This window comes from Pseudomonas sp. ZS1P83 (assembly GCF_054897825.1).
In genome coordinates this window covers 743,752-761,582 of record NZ_CM142706.1, presented here as the reverse complement: position 1 = coordinate 761,582, position 17,831 = coordinate 743,752, and the positions used below count along the sequence as shown (strand labels likewise).

The following is a 17,831-nucleotide window of genomic DNA, read 5'->3' as shown; positions in this document are numbered from 1 at the left end:
AGATCCGGCACTTTCCTGCATAGCGATCATACTGAACGCTCAAATTCCCGATCGAGGTCACGATGAATCTGCACTTCGAAGAACTCACCGGCACCGACGGCGCACGCATCGGCATCGCCAGCCTGGATGCCGAAAAGTCCCTCAATGCCCTGTCCTTGCCGATGATCAACGCCTTGCGCGATCAACTGGACGCCTGGGCCAAAGAGCCGCAAATCGTCTGCGTAGTGTTGCGCGGCAAAGGCGCCAAAGCCTTTTGCGCCGGCGGTGAAGTCCGCAGTCTGGTGGAAGCCTGTCGCACCCATCCAGGCGAAGTGCCGCCGTTGGCCGCGCACTTCTTTGCGGCGGAATATCGCCTGGACTTCAATCTGCACACGTACCCTAAACCGCTGATCTGCTGGGGGCATGGCTATGTGCTCGGCGGCGGCATGGGGCTGCTGCAAGGGGCGAGCCTCCGGATTGTCACGCCGAGCAGCCGCCTGGCGATGCCGGAGATCAGTATCGGTTTGTACCCGGATGTCGGGGCCAGTTGGTTTCTGTCGCGCCTGCCCGGCAAGCTCGGATTATTCCTCGGCCTGACCGGCGCCCATATGAACGGTCGCGATGCGATCGATCTGGACCTGGCCGACCGTTTCCTGCTCGATGAACAGCAAGAAAAGCTGATCGAAGGCCTGCTGCAACTGAACTGGCAGGAACAGACGCCGATGCAGCTCAACAGTCTGCTCAAGGCGTTGCAGCAGGAAGCGCTCGCGCAAATGCCCGAAGCCCAGTGGTTGCCACGACGCCAGCAGATCGATGAGTTGCTGGATGTCAGTGACGTGCGCTGCGCCTGGAAGGCGATCAGCCAGTTGCGCGACAACACGGATCTGCTCCTCAGCCGTGCAGCGAAAACCATGAGCGAAGGCTCACCCCTGACCGCTCATCTGGTGTGGGAGCAGATTACTCGCGCCCGGCACCTGTCGTTGGCTCAAGTCTTTCAGATGGAATACACCATGAGCCTCAACTGTTGCCGTCATCCGGAGTTCAGCGAAGGCGTACGCGCGCGGTTGATCGACAAGGATCAGAAACCTCACTGGCACTGGCCGGACGTCAACAACGTGCCGGATGCGGTGGTGCAAGCGCATTTCCATAAGGCTTGGGAAGGTCGGCATCCGCTGGCTGACCTGTAGGAGTACTGACATCCGGGCATAAAAAAGCGGCGCTTCATGCGCCGCTTTTTTATGAGTGTTTAACGGTGGCCGCCCCGTCCATCGTAATCGCCGCGACCGTTGTGATCGCCCCGTCCGCCACGATTGTCCCGCCCGCCATGTCCGCGATAGTCGTTGTCCCGACCGCCGCGGTTACGGCCATCCCAACCATGATTCTGTTGAACCCGATAATCGCGGTTACGGCCATCCCAACCGTGATTCTGTTGGGCCCGATAGTCGCCTCGTGGCGACTGGTAATAGCGTGGTGCCGGTTGATAAACCCGCGGCTGGTAATAATACCGCGGCGTTGGCTGGTAATACCGCGCTGGCGGGGCGTAGTACCGGCGGGGTTGCGTGTAATAACCGCCGCCATCTGAGTAGTAAGACCCGCCATCGGAATAATAGGCTGGCGCTGGCGAGGTATAGACCTCGGAACTGTAGTAGCTGGCTCCTCCATCGGAATAGGGCACGCATGCACCAAGAGACAATCCCAATACAGCTATCAGAAGAATTTGGCCGAGCTTTTTTCGACAGAGCATGGCGGCCTCCTGGACCGCGAGTGAGCCACACCAGCAACGCTGGCAGGCGACAGTCAATTATTCGGTGACTGTCAAAAGATCAGACATCGAATTCGAAATCTGGTGCGTTCTTGAAACACATTGAAACAAGTCGCCGATGAAAGGTTTTTCATTTTCCCTATCAAAAAAAGGCGCCACCATGGGCCTTGCGGTGCAACGTAAACCTTCAGATCAGCGGCCTGCGCTTCAATTGCGATGCGGTTGTGGCGGTCTCAGGCGCGATGATTCCATTGGCGCTGAACGGTGAAACCGTGCCGCTGAACACCGTGCTGCTGCGGGTCAACAACTGGAAGAAGAACAGGTCACCGCGTTACCGGCGGTGCGGCAGATCCGGTTGATTTATGGTCCGCATGGCGCACCGGAATACGTCACCGAAAACTACATCGGCACCTTTTTTGCCACTCAGTGGGAAGTGCATTTCAACTCAAGCCGAACCGGTGTGCGATTGATCGGGCCGAAGCCTGAATGGGTGCGTGCCTTCGGTGGTGAGGCGGGGCTGCATCCGTCGAATATTCTGACAATCCGTACGCCATTGGTGCAGTGGATTTCACCGGTAATCCTCGGTCCGGAAGGCCCTAGCCTCGGTGGGTTTGTTTGCCCGGTGACGGTGATCGAGGCAGATCTTTGGCAGCTTGGGCAGCTCAAGGCTGGGGATAAAGTGCAGTTCCTCCCAGTCGATCTCAAGACCGCCCGCAACCTCGTCCTGAAATGGGATACCCCCTGTGGGAGCGGGTTTGCTCGCGAAAAGGCCGCGTCAGTCGACATTGATGTGTCTGACACACCGCTTTCACGCCCTGAGCCTTTCCGTCAACACGGTTTTGCTGTGTCCGGCTCGCTGGTTGCACGACTGTCGGGCGATACGCATCTGCTGCTGGAAATCGGCGCCCCCGAGCTGGATCTGGTTCTGCGCTTCCGCGCCCACGCCCTGATGCAGGCGCTGGAAAGCCAAAACCTGCACGGTGTAATCGACCTCACCCCGGCCGGTGGCCCACCGTTTCGTCCCGGGATGGTTCGGGTGCTGGAATCTACCCATCAAGTTTTGAAAGGCGTGAAGATCGGCCCCCTTTCCCCTCGCCCCGCTGGGGCGGTCTGACGTTTCGGGAGGCTCGATCCAACGCCTGAATCCGGGCCTCAATAAACCGTCGTTCCGGCACCTGCTGTGTCAATTCCAGCGCCCGCTGATAAGCCGCCCTCGCCTCCTCAACCCGTCCCAACTGCCGACAAAACTCGGCCCGAGCCGAGTGTGCCAAGTGGTAATCCAGCAAATCACCCCGCGCCAGAATCCCTTCAACCAATGTCAGCCCCGCCAACGGCCCATCCCGTTTGGAAATCGCCGCCGCACGGTTCAATTCAATCACCGGTGAAGGCACCTCCCGCAACAGCACGTCATACAGACCCACAATCTCCAGCCAGTCCGTTTGCGCCGCCGTGGACGCTTCGGCATGCACCGCCGCAATCGCCGCTTGCAAGCAATAAGGCCCGAAACGCCGGGTCGCCAGCGCCCGTTCTACCAGTGCGCAACCTTCAGCAATCATCTCGGCGTCCCACAACGTGCGATCCTGCTCATCCAGCACGATCAACTCCCCGCTCGCTGACGTCCGTGCCGGACGTCGCGACTCATGCAGCAGCATCAGTGCCAGCAGCCCCATCACCTCGGATTCGGGCAGCAATTCCATCAACAAACGACCGAGCCGAATCGCTTCGCGGGTTAAATCCTCACGGGTCAGTTCGGTGCCGACTGACGCGGAATAGCCTTCGTTGAACACCAGGTAAATCACCCGCAGCACGCTGTCCAGGCGCTCGGGCAATTCCGCCAGGGTCGGCACCTGATAAGGAATTTTCGCGTCACGGATTTTGGCCTTGGCGCGCACGATGCGCTGGGCGATGGTCGCTGGCGCCGACAGAAAGGCCCGGGCGATTTCCTCCGTGGTCAGGTCGCAGACTTCCCTCAGCGTCAACGGCACCTGCGCGTCCGCCGCGAGTGCCGGGTGGCAACAGGTGAAGATCAGGCGCAGGCGATCGTCTTCCACGTCTTCGTCACTCCAGTTGACCTGCTCCAGCGCCTCCAGTTGAGCGATCAACATCGGTTGCGACGCGATGAAGCGGGCGCGCCGACGCAACACATCGATGGCCTTGAAACGCCCCGTGGACACGAGCCAGGTACGCGGATTGTCCGGTACCCCGTCACGCTGCCAGCGCTCGACCGCGACAAAAAACGCCTCGTGCAAGGCTTCTTCGGCGAGGTCGAAATCGCCGAGCAAACGGATCAGGGTCGCCAGAATCCGCCGCGAGTCTTCGCGGTAAACCTGCTCGACCTGCGCCCGTACCGACTCGACAGACATCAGTCGGGCATGCCTTCGGTCACCAACGTCACCCGTCGATCGAGGCTTTGTCCCCAACCGTGCTGTTTTTTATAGGGTTGCGGACTCATTAAGATCTCCTGTTTTGTGAATGTTATTCAGGGATTCAACTGGCGAACGGGACGCACCTCGACACAGCCAACCCGGGCCGCCGGGATGTTGCCGGCGACCTGGATGGCTTCATTGAGGTCCTTGGCATCAATCAGGTAGAAGCCGGCCAACTGCTCCTTGGTTTCGGCGAATGGACCGTCGGTGATCGACATTTTGCCGTTGCGCATGCGCACGGTGGTCGCGGTCTGCACCGACTCCAGCGCCTCGGCGGCGACCATTCGGCCGCTGCCCTGGATCGACTCGGCATAGGCCATGCATTCAGCGTCCTCCGGGCTTTCGGGCAGCGAGTGCAACTCGCGTTCGTTACTATAGACCAAGCATAAATACTTCATGGAAAGCTCTCCATTCTTGGGGCTCAGCCCAGATCGAACTGATCAACTTTGGCTGCTGATTGAGGCGTTAGCGCTGTTTCCCGACGACCAGCCCGACAAATCAGTCCGACGCTCACGGTTCCAGGTTGAACAGCGCCGTGCCGCTCATCATGTCGAACGGGGCCGACCAGTGTTCGTGGACGATGCGCCATTGCCCATCGTCGCGCCGATAGCAGGCGGTCACGCGCATCCAGCAGGCCTGGGTTTCGCCCTTCTCGTTAGTGCCGCCGCAATGGGCCAGCCAATGGGCGAAGGCGATGTGCTCGTCCGCCACGATGTTCATTTGGTCGAAGTCAAACTTGTGCGCGCCCTGGCACATTTCCAAGCATTCCTGCCAATGCGCGCGGTAGGCCGCCTTACCCCGAAATTGCAGGGCCTTGACCGCGTCGTAGGAGACGATGTCGTCGGCATACAGGGGCATGAGTTTCTCGATATCCTTGGCGATGACCGCCTGACGGTAGGTGTCGATGAGGGTCTGGATCTCGTGTGTAGCGTTCATGGTGGTTCTCCGTGGTTTTTTGTGGTGAAGACACCCTTAGTCGTCTGGCGAAACGCCAAATCGACAGCCGAAATAAAAATAATCCGGGAACGCAAACTCGTTAGAATTCGAAACACATTTATGTTGGAAAAAGGACACTCCAGTGACAGCCCGTCTCGTGCCTTACGAAAGCCTGAACGCGCGCCAGCGCCAGCAGGTCGAGGCCATTGAAGTTCACAAAGAACAAATCAAGTTCTCCGGCGACATCCACGGTGCGTTGCACACCCTGCTGTCCAAACCCGGCCCCGGCGTCAAAGGATTTGCCCTGCTGGCCGAGGATGTTCCCGTGGCCTTTCTGCTGCTCAAGCGCCCGCCCGTGTTGCCGGCGTGGGCCAATGAACACAGCGCCACGCTGCATGCCTTGCAAGTCGATCAGCGCTCTCAGGGCAAAGGTTATGGCAAAGCCTGCCTGCAAGCCCTGCCCGACGTGGCGCGTCAGGCGTTTCCGGAGATAAAAGCGCTGGAGCTATCGGTGGATGCGGACAACGAGCCGGCCATCGCGCTCTACGCAACATTCGGCTGGGTCGACAGCGGTGAAGCCTATAGGGGACGTATCGGGTATGAACGGCGCATGAGTCTGACTTTCTGAGGTGGTTAGGGCCGTAACGATCAGGATGGCCAACGCAACAAGGTCTGAATTTAGTCCATTAAAAACTTATCTCTCAAGAAGTCATTTGCTCCTCTCAAAGATCCAACACCATCTCATGCCACGCCATGCCGCCGTGGTCCGAGGCGGAAGGCTTGATGTAGGCAAACCCGAACCCGGCATAGAGCGGAATGTGCCGCTCCTTGCACATCAGGTTAATGCTGGTCTTGCCCAACGCGCGCATCCGCTCGATGAATTCGCCCATCAAGCGTTTCGCCAAACCTTGACCCTGGTAATCCGGGTGCACCACCACCGACATGATCACCACGTGCGGGCCGGCCGGGTCGTGGCCGATCAGTTCCTTGAACGCCTCGTCCGACATTTCCACCTGAAACGCCGCACCGGAATTGATGAAACCGGCCACCATGCCATCGACTTCGGCGACGATGAAACCCTCGGGCCAGGTGGCGATGCGGGTGGCAATTTTTTCGCGCGTAGCGGCTTCGTCGCCTTCGTAGGCCACGGTTTCGATGGCGTAGCAGCGGTCCAGATCAGCAGGCAGGACGTATCGGATAACAGGGTTCGTCGAGTTCATGGCGCTGCGCAGACCTTGGGGCAAGTGAGATGACAGGATAACGCTCGCCGAGTCTAACAATACTTGCTTGCTCTCGAACGCCCAATACCCACCTCTCGTATGAAGTGCATAGGGTTCAACGACGGCGCCGTAAAGCTTTCATATAACCGCTACCCAAGGCCCAGGGTTCGTATTATCTATCTAGTCCTCGACGATTGACGACACCCTGCCACGGCAGGTTGAGCGCTCCTCGTCCCACCCCCAGGACTTTGATCATGAGCTCGACTCAAATCGGCCTACTCGTGTTGTTCAGCATTACCGCGTTCGGCTTCATCACGCTGTACATCGATTTCCTGCGCGAGCGCCGGATCAAGAAAGACAAGTGAGCGACACACGGCCAGGCGCTGCGACCAGCGTCCGCCGTGCTTTACAGCCCCACCAAGCGATATCCCACCTGCAATTCGGTGATGAAATGCTGCGGCTGGGCCGCATCGGCCTCCAGTTTTTGCCGCAAGTGCGCCATGTGCACCCGCAGATAGTGAGCACGATCGACGTAATCCAGGCCCCACACTTCCAGCAGTAGCTGGCGATGGGTCATGACCCGGCTTTGTCCGCGAATCAGCGCGCAAAGCAAGCGATACTCGATGGGCGTTAGATGGACCGATTGGTTCTCGCGCCGGACCTCGTGCGTGGCCATGTCCACCTCGATCATGCCGAATGTCACCTTGCTGGTGACCGCGGCGGTCCCGTTTTGCACATGCCGACGCAACTGGGCGCGGATACGCGCGAGCAACTCGGGCACGCCGAAGGGTTTGACCAGATAGTCGTCCGCCCCCGCATCCAGTGCGGCCACTTTCTCCTCTTCACGATCACGGGCCGACAGCACCAGAATCGGCACCGTCATCCAGCCCCGCAGCTCGCTGATCAATTGTTTGCCGTCACCGTCGGGCAAGCCCAGATCGACAATCACCAGATCCGGTTGACGACTGGCGGCGTGGATCAGGGCGCGTTTGACGTTGTCGGCCTCGAACACCTGAAAACCTTCGTCTTGCAGCGCGATACCGACGAAACGGCGGATGTTGGCCTCGTCCTCGACAATGAGGATGCGTGCACTGGTCATAGCGATTCCATGGAAGGCGGGTGACCCGCCGGTAGAGTGATCACAAAGCGGATGCCCGAGGTGGCCTGAGGCTGAGCCTCGATCGTTGCGCCATGGGCCTGGACAATACGTTTTGCCAACGCCAGCCCAAGGCCGATGCCGGCAACGGCCGACTCCTGCTGACCCCGAGTGAACGGTTCGAACAAGCTCTGAGGCGTGCTGCCCTGAGGACAACCGGGACCGGCGTCGATCACCTCCAGCACAATGCTGTCCTCCTCTTGCCGGGCCACAACCTGTACCAGCGTTCCGGCCGGGGTGTACTTGGCGGCGTTGTCCAGCAGGTTGACCAGAACACGCTCGATCAACAGCGCATCGACTTCCACCAACGGCAACCGCGGCGACAGCGCGGTGCGCACCACATGCCGCGCCAACGGCTCGCGCAGTTGACGCAAAGCGCTGCCGACGATTTCCTCCAGTGAGTGCCATTGCCGGTTGAGGCGCACACCGCGTTCCTGCATCCGGGCCATGTCCAACAGGTTTTCGATCAACCGCTGCATGGAGCTGGCCTGATCGCGGATACCGCCCAGCAACTGCGCCAGTGGTCCGGGCGGCGCATGGGGCGCCGCTGCATCTGCCGCGCCGATAATGGTGGTCAGCGGCGTGCGCAGGTCATGAGAGATCGCGGCCAGCAGGGTATTGCGCATGCGCTCACCCTCCATCTGCACCAGGGTGCTTTGCGCCACCTCGACGAAATGCACCCGCTCCAGCGCGATTGCCAGTTGGCTCATGCAGGCCTCCAGCAGGCGCTGCTCTTCCGGCTCGTTCAATCGCTCGGGTTCAGCCAACTCGAGCACCAACACTCCGCGCACGCGCATTGGCGCCTTCAACTGCAAATAGCGGCCCTGAGCGGCGGCCAGCGTATCGGTGCCCTGACCGGCAGGTTGGCCATGGTCGTAAACCCATTGGGCAATGCTTTCATCGATCGGGAATGCTCCGGCGCCACGAGCGTGGACACTGTCTGTGGCGTCCGGCAGTGTCAGCCCGACCCGCGCTTCAAACACGCCGCTGAAGGTGCGCAGCGCCACCTCCGTGATCTGTTCCACCGTCAGCGCCGCCGACAAGTCGCGCGCCAGCCTGGCCAACGACGTCGCGCGCCGCTCACGACCGGCGGCGGTGCGGGCTTCATGACGCAAGCGTGCCGTGAGCTGCCCGGTGATCAACGCAATACCCAGCATCAGGGCGAAGGTAAAGAAGTACTGGGTGTCGTTGACCGTGAACGACCAGCGTGGCTGGACGAAAAAGAAATCAAAACACAGCACCGCCAGCATCGCTGCCCAGACACCTGGCCCTCTCCCGTAACGCAGGGCGACCAGCACCACCGTGAGCAAAAACAGCATGACCACGTTGGCCAGATCAAACACCTGCAACAGCAAGGCAGCCACCGCCGTGGCGGCAAAACAGGCCAGGCTGGCCCACAGATACGCCGGTGCCCTGCTGGGTGGCAGCGCTGCCTCAGTATTCACCGCAACCGCAACCACCATGGGCAACGGGCCATGAGCGATGACAATCTGATCGATCTCGGGATGGCGACGGCTGATGCGGTCACTGACCGACTGGTGCCAGAACTGCCAGACCTTGCGCGGGTAATGCCCCAACACGAGGCGGTTGGCGTTGTGCTCACGAGCAAACGCCACCAGCGCCTCGGCCACGTCCATGCCGGACAGCGTGGCGGTGTCGGCACCGAATTCGGCGGCCAGCGCCAAGGCCTTCATGGCGGCGGCATAGCGGCTCGCATCTGCGCCACGGCGCTGCACCGAAGGCACATGGACGACAATCCAGTCCGCCTCAAGCTTTTGTGCCAGACGCGCCGCTTCACGAACCAGACGATCATCCGACGGGTGCCCTGCCACTCCGACCAGCAAACGCTCGCGCGCGGGCCAAAGGGTGTTGATGGACCGCTCGCGGCGATAGACGCGCATCTGTGCATCGACGCGATCAGCGGTACGCCGCAGCGCCAGCTCGCGCAAGGCCAGCAAGTTGCCCTTGCGGAAGAAATGCCGGGACGCGCGCTCGGCCTGGGGCGGCAAGTAGACCTTGCCTTCCTTGAGACGGCGCAGCAGGTCATCGGGTGGCAGGTCGATCACCACCACTTCATGAGCATCGTCGAACAGATGATCGGGCACGGTCTCGCGCACCCGGATGCCGATGATCCCGCTGACGATATCGTTAAGACTTTCCAGGTGCTGGACATTGAGGGTGGTCCAAACGTCGATGCCGGCGCGCAGCAGTTCTTCGACATCCTGCCAGCGCTTGGGGTGACGCGAACCGGGAACGTTGCTGTGGGCCAGTTCATCCACCAGCAGCACCGCCGGACGCCGCGCCAACGCCGCATCCAGATCGAACTCGCTGAGGGCACACTCGCGATGCATCACGTTATAGCGCGGCAGCAGTTCCAGGCCGGCGAGCAGTTCCGCGGTTTCCCGGCGGCCATGGGTTTCTATCACGCCAGCCACCAAGTCACGGCCCTGGTTCACTTCGCGTTGGGCCGCGGTGAGCATGGCGCAGGTTTTCCCCACCCCTGCGTTGGAACCGAAATAGATGCGCAGTTTCCCACGCAGGGCGGCCTGTTCGTCCTGCTGCAGCTTCTCCAACAGCGCGTCGGGATCTGGGCGGCCATCACGTGAAGCGATGAACGTATCAATAACGGGCATGGCAATCCTTTTGAACTGCACGGCGCCACACAGGGCGCCGTGCAGTCAGTCCTTTCAAACCAGGCCGAGCCCGGCCAACAGCATGTCGATCACCTTGATCCCCGCGAACGGCACCAGCACGCCACCCAGTCCATAGATCAGCAGGTTGCGATTGAGCAACGCCGCCGCGCCGATGGCTCGATAGGTCACGCCCTTGAGCGCCAGCGGGATCAGAAACACGATGATCAGGGCATTGAAGATCACCGCGCTGAGAATCGCCGAGTTCGGGCTGCTCAGGTGCATCACATTCAGGGCGCCCAGTTGCGGGTAGGTCGCGACGAAAGCGGCCGGTACGATAGCAAAATACTTGGCCACATCGTTGGCCACGCTGAAAGTAGTCAACGCGCCGCGAGTCATGAGCATCTGTTTGCCGACTTCCACCACCTCGATCAGCTTGGTCGGGTTGCTGTCCAGATCGACCATGTTGCCCGCTTCCTTGGCGGCCTGAGTACCACTGTTCATAGCCACCGCCACGTCCGCCTGGGCCAGTGCCGGCGCATCGTTGGTGCCGTCTCCGGTCATCGCCACCAGCTTGCCTTGGGTCTGGTAGTCGCGGATCAGTTGTAGCTTGTCTTCCGGCCGAGCCTCGGCAAGAAAGTCGTCGACCCCGGCTTCCACGGCAATCGCTGCCGCCGTCAGGCGGTTATCGCCGGTGATCATGACTGTCTTGATACCCATGCGCCGCAGTTCGGCAAAGCGCTCCTTGATGCCACCCTTGACCACGTCCTTGAGCTCGACCACGCCCAATGCCTGTTGGCCATCGCACACAACCAGCGGTGTACTGCCACGGCGCGAGACTTCATCGACCCTGGCCTGCAACGCGGGCGGGAAGCTGCCGCCCAGCGCCTCGATATGCAGGCGAATGGCATCTGCCGCACCTTTGCGGATGCTCCGGCCGCCCGCCAGATCGACGCCGCTCATGCGGGTTTGCGCGGTGAAATGCACGAAGCTGGCGCGCAGCGCATTGAGGTCCCGCGCCCGCAGGTCGAACTTCTGCTTGGCGAGCACCACGATGCTGCGCCCTTCCGGCGTTTCGTCGGCCAGCGAGGCCAGTTGCGCGGCGTCGGCCAGTTCCGATTCCTTGACCCCGGGCGCCGGCAGGAAACTGCTGGCCTGGCGGTTACCCAAGGTGATGGTGCCGGTCTTGTCCAGCAGCAGGACGTCAATGTCGCCCGCCGCTTCCACTGCTCTCCCGGAGGTGGCAATGACGTTGGCCGCCATCATCCGGCTCATGCCCGCCACACCAATAGCCGACAACAGACCGCCAATGGTCGTGGGGATCAGACAGACCAGCAGCGCCACCAACACCGTTGCGCTGACCACGTCGCCTCCGCTCATGGCCACCGCGAACATCGAATACGGGCCCAGGGTCACAATTACCAGCAGAAACAAAAATGTCAGGCCCACCAGCAAAATGGTCAGCGCCACCTCGTTGGGAGTCTTCTGGCGTTTCGCGGATTCGACCATGGAAATCATGCGATCCAGGAACGATTCGCCGGGGTTGACGCTGATGCGCACCACCAGCCAGTCCGACAGCACTTTTGTCCCGCCGGTGACCGATGAAAAGTCGCCACCCGCCTCGCGAATCACCGGTGCCGATTCGCCGGTAATCGCGCTTTCATCCACCGACGCCACGCCTTCAATCACCACGCCATCGAGGGGCACCAAATCGCCGGCTTCGATCAACACCACCGCGTCCTTGAGCAGTTCGCTGGAAGGCACTGGCATCCAGGCGCAGCCATGCCGAGGCTGTTGCAACAGCTTGGCCATGGTCTGGCGCTTCATCCCGCGCAAGCTGGCCGCCTGGGCCCGGCTGCGCCCCTCGGCCAGGGCTTCGGCGAAGTTGGCGAACAGCACGGTGAACCATAGCCACAACGTGATGCTGAGAATGAAGCCACTGGAGGCTTCACCCTTGCCGACCAGTGATTGAAACCACAACAGCGTGGTGAGAATGCTGCCCAGGTACACCACAAACATCACCGGGTTCTTCCACTGCGCCTGGGGCAACAACTTCTTGAAGGCATCCAGGCACGCCGTGAGCAACAACTTACGGTCGAACAAAGGCAAACGAGCTTGCTTACTCATAGTTGTTTCTCTTACTCACTGGCCGCAAGGGGTGGCTGATGCGCGGGCGCCAGAGCATCCAGCGCGAGGTTGAGTTGCAGCACATTGACCCGGGGCTCGCCGAGCAGGCCGAAGGTGCGTTGCTCGGTGTGGGTATTCACCAGCTTCAACAGATCGGCTTCCGGCAGGTGGCGCAGGCGTGCGACGCGCGCCGCCTGAATCTGTGCGTTGGCCACCGAAATGTGCGGGTCCAGGCCTGAAGCCGACGAGGTGACCGCATCCACCGGCACCTGCGCATCTGCCGCCAGGCCGTTCTGCCGGCGGTAGGCTTCGACCCGCATGGCCACGGCGTCGATCAACTTCTGGCTGGTAGGGCCAAGGTTGCTGGCGCCACTGGAACCTGCGTTGTACGGCTGCGCCACGCTCTTGCTCGGGTCCAGTGGATCGGCGCCGAGGGTCATGCTCGCACGGCCCTGGAAATACTCGGGGCGGGTGAAATGCTGGCCGATCACCGCCGAACCGATCACCAGCCCGTCCCGTTCAACCAGGCTGCCCTGGGCCTGAAACGGGAACAGCACGTTGGCCACCAGCGTGGTGAACAACGGATACGCCACCCCGGTCAGTAGCATGAAGAACGCCGCCGAAATCAGCACCGGGCGCAACAGCCCGGTAAACAGAAATTGCACCTTGGTTTTTGGTTGTACTTGAGTCATCACAGCTCCCTCACTTGTAGGTCTGGCCGGTCAGCAACTGCAGTTGCTCGACCAGCGGGCCGAGCGCGAGCGCCGGCAGGAACGTCAGGCCGCCCACCACCAGCACCACGAACACCACCAGGAACATGAACAGCGGTGTGGCGGTCGGGATGGTGCCTGCACCGGCCGGGATGTTCTTTTTCATCGCCAAGGAACCTGCGACCGCGAGCATCGGCAGCATGGTGAAGAAACGTCCGAGCAACATGGCAAGACCGATTGTGGTGTTGAAGAACGGCGTATTGGCATTCAATCCGGCGAACGCCGAACCGTTGTTGGCAGTGCCCGAGGTGTAGGCATAGAGCACCTCGCTGAAGCCATGGGGCCCCTGGTTGTTGAGGCTGTTCAGGGTGTCCGGCCAGAGTGCCGCCAGGGCGGTGAAGCCGAGAATGCAGATGGGGTGCGCCAGTACCGAGAGCATGACCAGCTTGATCTCCCGTGCCTCGATCTTCTTGCCGAGGAATTCGGGACTGCGGCCGATCATCATGCCCACCAGAAACACCGTCAGCAGCGCGTACTGGATCAGGTTGATAAAGCCCACGCCGTCACCACCGAACACGCAATTGAGCATCATCTGCGCCAGCGGTACGAAGCCGCCCATGGGCGTCAGCGAGTCATGCATGGCGTTCACCGAACCGGTGGTGGCGCCGGTGGTGGTGGTCACGAACAAGCTGGTGTCGGCAATCCCGAAGCGCAGCTCCTTGCCTTCCATGTTGCCGCCACTCTGGGTTGCCGACAGCACCTGGTCCGCGCCCACACGGGTCAGCAGGGGGTTGCCACTTTGTTCAGCCGTGTAAACGATGCTCAGAAAGCCGACGAACATCACCAGGAACGTGCCAAAGAACACCCAGCCCTGACGCCGACGCATCAGCATGCTGCCAAAGGTGTACGTCAGCGCCGACGGGATCAGCAGCATGCTGAGGATATGCAGCATGTTCGTCAGCGGAGTCGGGTTCTCAAACGGATGGGCGGCGTTCATGCTGAAGAAGCCGCCGCCGTTGGTGCCGATGTGCTTGATTGACTCAAAGCTCGCCACCGCGCCGACGATCAATTGCTGCTGCGCACCTTCCAGAGTGGTGGCCAGGGCCTGGGAACTCAGGGTCTGCGGCATGCCTTGCCAGACATAAACCAGCGCCATGCCAAAACACAGTGGCAACATCACCCGGTACAGCGTGCGAGTGAAGTCCACCCAGTAGTTTCCGATATCAGCGGAATTCGACCGACTGAGGCCGCGAATGAAACCCGCCGCTGCCACAACGCCCGCTGTTGCGCCGACGAACATCAGGAAGGTGATGACAGCCATCTGGCTGAAATTGGACAGGCTGGTTTCACCTGAATAAGCCTGCCAGTTGGTGTTGGTGATAAAGGACGCAGCGGTATTGAACGCCAGATCAGGCGTTTGCGCGTTCAGCCCCAAGGGGTTGAGCGGCATGAAACCTTGCAAGCGCAACACGATGTAACCCAGCAACATCATCGCCGCGTTCGACAGCAGCAGGGCCGAGCCATAACGTGCCCAGCCCATGGCTTCGGCCGTATCGATCCCCAGCAGACGATAGGTAGCGCGCTCCGCCAAGGCATGGTTGCGCCCGGTAAATACCAGCGTCAGCCACTTGCCCATCAACACGGCGAGTCCGGTCATCAACCCGAGAATCACCGCAAATTCCAGCATAGTGCTCAACATGTCGATGCTCCGTTCAAATCTTGCCCATGGCGACGATGACCATGGCTGTCGCGGCAAAAAACACCACGCTAACCCCCATAAAGATCAGGTCGTACATTGCCGATTTCCTTTCTCAAGACCGCCCTGACGGGCTGATAAAAAAGCCTGTGCCGCAATGACTGCGGCCATCAGAACTTCTCTGCACGGATAAGGGCGTAACCCAGGTAGGCAAACAACAGGGCGGCACACAGGCCGCTGGCGATGTAAATGAACTCGAGTGTTAACAAGACAGCTCCCCCTGACAAAACGAAAGGACACCCGCAATCGGGTACCGGCAGAGCGCGTCAGTGCAAAAAAACGCACTGAATTCGCGCTCTCATCTGCGCCTTGCAGGTTAAGTGAGGGGGTATCAAGGACGGACACTGATTGGGGGCAGCGGTATTAAGACGGCGTAAAGATCGAGCGAAACGGGCGGTGTGCAGGGTGATGCGAGGAGTCAACGACAGTCACGAACGGGCACAGTGAAGTGCCCGCCCGGGGCTTGGGTCAATCCGATTTGAGCGGCAGCCAGATTTCCAGCACACCGGTGTTGAGTTTCGGATTGAAGTCGTCGCTGTAGCGTTCGAATTCCGGGGCGTCCGCCGCTTCTTTACCGGACTGCGGCAACCAGGTTTTCCAGATGTACTGAAAAGTCTGCGGCAAGGTATCCAGCGAGCCCTTGTGCTCGAACACCGCGTAGCGCTGAGGCTGGACCTCGACCCAACGGTACTTCTCCGGCAGGTCGTCGAGCTTGTCGATCTCGACGCCGGCAATGTATTCGAAGCCGCCCTTGCCATCCGGATTGCAGCAGATGCCGTAGGTCACTTCGCTTTTTTGACCGGGGATTTTGCCAATCTCGGGAATGAATTTCTCCCAGAGATCGGGAATGCCTTTAGTGGTGTCTGCGGTAAATCGTCCGCCAAGCCCGGCAATGAGCAGAAAATGCCCGCTCTCGAAGCGTGGCTCGGCCAGTTTGAAGTCTGCTTGCTCATCCATGACTCAACTCCTGGAACAAAAAAGTGGGTTCGGCTGGAAGTATAGAAGCCAAACCCGATTCGCCCAATTACAGTGCGTGCAACTGCTCGACGGCGCCTGCGCCGACGAACTCGTTATAACCCGATAGGATCACGTAGACCGCGAAATAGCAGAAGATCGCCGCCGATGCCATATAGGAGTAACGCAGCAGTTTGTCACCCAGCAACTTGCCGCCGTGACTCGCCGCGAAGCACAAAGTGACGCACCAGAGCACGCCGGCGCAGAGAAACCCACCGAGAAACAGCGCTGAGCTGAGTGCACCGCCGCCGCCAGAACGAGCGATCAATGTGCCGCCCACCGCAGCGAACCAGAGAATGGCGCTGGGTGACGACATGGCGAGGAAGATCCCGCGGAAAAACTCCCGCCGATGGGAGTTCTGACCCACCTCTGTGGACTGCGCCAGTACCGCCTCATGGTGAATCGCCGAATAGATCATCTTCGCTGCGAAGTACAGCAACAGTGCCGAACCACCGATCCACAGCACCCAGCGCACGGTTTCGTATTGCAGCAAAACGGTCATTCCGGCCAAGGCCAGCACGGCGTAGATCAGGTCGCCGACACACGTCCCCAAACCCAGCGCAAAGCCCTGAAAATAGCCGCGCTGCATTGCCAACGTGATCATCGCGATATTGGCCACGCCGATGTCCAGGCACAGCGAAAGGCTCAGCAAGAAGCCACTGGTAAATTCCATCAACCGATTTCCTTCGGACAAATTTGTTTACATAGTCGCTGGACAGTTTGCCACATCAGCCCTTACATTCCGCCACAGGTCACCGCAGTGACCAGCGTCGCTCGGACGGTTCCGGGCGCTCACGTTATCCGAGGCAACAATGGCCAACCCAGGTTCGCCGCGCCGCTTTGCGCGCATAGATCGACTTCCCCCTTACGTATTCAACATCACTGCCGAGCTGAAGATGGCCGCCCGTCGTCGTGGCGAAGACATCATCGACTTCAGCATGGGCAATCCTGACGGCCCGACGCCGCCGCACATCGTCGAAAAACTCGTCACCGTCGCCCAGCGCGAAGACACCCACGGCTACTCGACGTCCAAGGGCATTCCGCGTCTGCGCCGGGCGATTGCCAATTGGTACAAGGAACGCTACGAAGTCGACATCGACCCGGAAAGCGAAGCCATCGTCACCATCGGTTCCAAGGAAGGCCTGGCGCATTTGATGCTGGCCACCCTCGACCAGGGCGACACCGTTCTGGTGCCGAACCCGAGCTATCCGATTCACATCTACGGTGCGGTGATTGCCGGCGCCCAGGTGCGTTCGGTGCCGCTGATTCCGGGCGTGGACTTCTTCGCCGAACTGGAAAGCGCGATTCGCGGCTCGATTCCGAAACCGAAAATGATGATCCTCGGCTTCCCGTCGAATCCCACCGCCCAGTGCGTGGAGCTGGATTTCTTCGAGCGGGTGATCGCCCTCGCCAAGCAGTACGACGTGTTGGTGGTGCACGACCTGGCTTACGCGGACATCGTCTACGACGGCTGGAAAGCCCCGTCGATCATGCAGGTGCCGGGCGCCAAGGACATCGCGGTGGAGTTTTTCACCCTGTCCAAGAGCTACAACATGGCGGGTTGGCGCATCGGTTTCATGGTGGGTAATGCCGAACTGGTCAACGCCCTGGCACGGATCAAGAGCTACCACGACTACGGCACGTTCACCCCGCTGCAAGTCGCGGCCATTGCGGCGCTGGAAGGCGACCAGCAGTGCGTCAAAGACATCGCCGAGCAGTATCGGCAACGTCGCAACGTGCTGGTCAAAGGCCTGCATGAACTGGGCTGGATGGTCGAGAATCCGAAAGCGTCGATGTATGTCTGGGCGAAGATTCCCGAGGCGTATGCGCACTTGGGCTCGCTGGAGTTCGCCAAGAAACTGCTGGCCGAAGCCAAGGTTTGCGTCTCGCCGGGTGTAGGGTTTGGTGAGTACGGGGATGATCACGTGCGCTTCGCGCTGATCGAAAACCAGGACCGGATTCGTCAGGCAGTACGCGGGATTCGCGGGATGTTTCGGGCGGATGGGTTGGTATCAAAAACCAATAGCTAACACAAAACACTGTGGGAGCGAGCTTGCTCGCGATGAGGGCTTAACATTCAACGAAGATGCTGAATGTAAGTCCTATATCGCGAGC

Annotated in this window: 17 protein-coding genes and 1 pseudogene; 5 read left to right on the top strand and 13 right to left on the bottom strand. The window is 60.4% G+C overall.

The features are described 5' to 3' along the window. Positions 1–62: 62 nt before the first annotated feature. Positions 63–1,166, top strand: a complete 1,104-nt coding sequence (locus ACYZT0_RS03715) for an enoyl-CoA hydratase/isomerase family protein (protein ID WP_462044674.1) — start codon at positions 63–65, stop codon at positions 1,164–1,166. Positions 1,167–1,225: 59 nt separating this feature from the next. Here the strand turns inward: ACYZT0_RS03715 and ACYZT0_RS03710 are convergent, their stop codons facing one another. Continuing rightward, positions 1,226–1,723, bottom strand: coding sequence for a hypothetical protein (locus ACYZT0_RS03710; RefSeq protein WP_462044673.1), 498 nt, complete (start codon positions 1,721–1,723; stop codon positions 1,226–1,228). A gap of 185 nt (positions 1,724–1,908) precedes the next feature. On the opposite strand from ACYZT0_RS03710, the gene ACYZT0_RS03705 reads away from it, so the two are divergent. Both ACYZT0_RS03705 and ACYZT0_RS03700 read left to right on the top strand, forming a co-directional pair. Continuing rightward, the gene (locus ACYZT0_RS03705; RefSeq protein WP_462044672.1) at positions 1,909–2,100 is read left to right on the top strand and encodes a hypothetical protein; all 192 of its coding nucleotides are present in this window, start codon (positions 1,909–1,911) and stop codon (positions 2,098–2,100) included. Next, positions 2,082–2,855 carry a 5-oxoprolinase subunit C family protein gene (locus ACYZT0_RS03700; protein ID WP_462044671.1) on the top strand — a complete coding sequence of 258 codons (774 nt, stop codon included), beginning with the start codon at positions 2,082–2,084 and terminating at the stop codon, positions 2,853–2,855. Before ACYZT0_RS03705 ends, ACYZT0_RS03700 begins: the two co-directional genes overlap by 19 nt. Positions 2,856–2,871: 16 nt before the next feature. Here ACYZT0_RS03700 and ACYZT0_RS03695 read toward each other — a convergent pair. From ACYZT0_RS03695 to ACYZT0_RS03685, 3 genes and pseudogenes are all read right to left on the bottom strand, one after another. Continuing rightward, positions 2,872–4,104: pseudogene (locus ACYZT0_RS03695) on the bottom strand (RNA polymerase sigma factor); the annotation flags it as partial. A gap of 116 nt (positions 4,105–4,220) precedes the next feature. After that, complete coding sequence (locus tag ACYZT0_RS03690) at positions 4,221–4,565, bottom strand: YciI family protein (protein WP_462044670.1); 345 nt, start codon at positions 4,563–4,565, stop codon at positions 4,221–4,223. Positions 4,566–4,677: 112 nt separating this feature from the next. Further along, positions 4,678–5,103 carry a YybH family protein gene (locus ACYZT0_RS03685; protein ID WP_462044669.1) on the bottom strand — a complete coding sequence of 142 codons (426 nt, stop codon included), beginning with the start codon at positions 5,101–5,103 and terminating at the stop codon, positions 4,678–4,680. A 142-nt stretch (positions 5,104–5,245) separates the two neighbouring features. On the opposite strand from ACYZT0_RS03685, the gene ACYZT0_RS03680 reads away from it, so the two are divergent. Then, positions 5,246–5,731 (top strand): GNAT family N-acetyltransferase, encoded by a 486-nt coding sequence (locus tag ACYZT0_RS03680; RefSeq protein WP_462044668.1) that lies wholly within the window; start codon positions 5,246–5,248, stop codon positions 5,729–5,731. Positions 5,732–5,825: 94 nt separating this feature from the next. On the opposite strand, the gene ACYZT0_RS03675 is transcribed toward ACYZT0_RS03680, so the two are convergent. The 9 genes from ACYZT0_RS03675 to ACYZT0_RS03635 form a co-directional block, all read right to left on the bottom strand. Next, a complete protein-coding gene (locus ACYZT0_RS03675; RefSeq protein ID WP_462044667.1) occupies positions 5,826–6,323 on the bottom strand; it encodes a GNAT family N-acetyltransferase in 498 nt (165 codons plus the stop codon). A gap of 406 nt (positions 6,324–6,729) precedes the next feature. Beyond that, positions 6,730–7,422 (bottom strand): response regulator, encoded by a 693-nt coding sequence (locus ACYZT0_RS03670; protein ID WP_462044666.1) that lies wholly within the window; start codon positions 7,420–7,422, stop codon positions 6,730–6,732. After that, on the bottom strand, positions 7,419–10,112 hold the full coding sequence (locus ACYZT0_RS03665) for a DUF4118 domain-containing protein (RefSeq protein ID WP_462044665.1): 2,694 nt from the start codon (positions 10,110–10,112) through the stop codon (positions 7,419–7,421). The genes ACYZT0_RS03670 and ACYZT0_RS03665 overlap by 4 nt, the downstream gene beginning before the upstream one ends. 54 nt (positions 10,113–10,166) lie before the next feature. Then, positions 10,167–12,236, bottom strand: coding sequence for a potassium-transporting ATPase subunit KdpB (gene kdpB, locus ACYZT0_RS03660; protein ID WP_462044664.1), 2,070 nt, complete (start codon positions 12,234–12,236; stop codon positions 10,167–10,169). An 11-nt stretch (positions 12,237–12,247) separates the two neighbouring features. Beyond that, positions 12,248–12,928 carry a K(+)-transporting ATPase subunit C gene (gene kdpC / locus ACYZT0_RS03655; RefSeq protein ID WP_462044663.1) on the bottom strand — a complete coding sequence of 227 codons (681 nt, stop codon included), beginning with the start codon at positions 12,926–12,928 and terminating at the stop codon, positions 12,248–12,250. 10 nt (positions 12,929–12,938) lie between these two features. Further along, positions 12,939–14,645 (bottom strand): potassium-transporting ATPase subunit KdpA, encoded by a 1,707-nt coding sequence (kdpA, locus tag ACYZT0_RS03650; RefSeq protein WP_462044662.1) that lies wholly within the window; start codon positions 14,643–14,645, stop codon positions 12,939–12,941. Positions 14,646–14,812: 167 nt separating this feature from the next. Then, complete coding sequence (kdpF, locus tag ACYZT0_RS03645; RefSeq protein ID WP_095130908.1) at positions 14,813–14,911, bottom strand: K(+)-transporting ATPase subunit F; 99 nt, start codon at positions 14,909–14,911, stop codon at positions 14,813–14,815. A 259-nt stretch (positions 14,912–15,170) separates the two neighbouring features. Further along, positions 15,171–15,659 carry a GyrI-like domain-containing protein gene (locus tag ACYZT0_RS03640; RefSeq protein WP_462044661.1) on the bottom strand — a complete coding sequence of 163 codons (489 nt, stop codon included), beginning with the start codon at positions 15,657–15,659 and terminating at the stop codon, positions 15,171–15,173. 67 nt (positions 15,660–15,726) lie between these two features. Further along, a complete protein-coding gene (locus ACYZT0_RS03635) occupies positions 15,727–16,389 on the bottom strand; it encodes a LysE family translocator (protein ID WP_462044660.1) in 663 nt (220 codons plus the stop codon). A 139-nt stretch (positions 16,390–16,528) separates the two neighbouring features. Between ACYZT0_RS03635 and alaC the strand changes: the two genes are divergently transcribed. Continuing rightward, complete coding sequence (gene alaC / locus ACYZT0_RS03630) at positions 16,529–17,746, top strand: alanine transaminase (protein ID WP_462044659.1); 1,218 nt, start codon at positions 16,529–16,531, stop codon at positions 17,744–17,746. Positions 17,747–17,831: the final 85 nt, after the last annotated feature.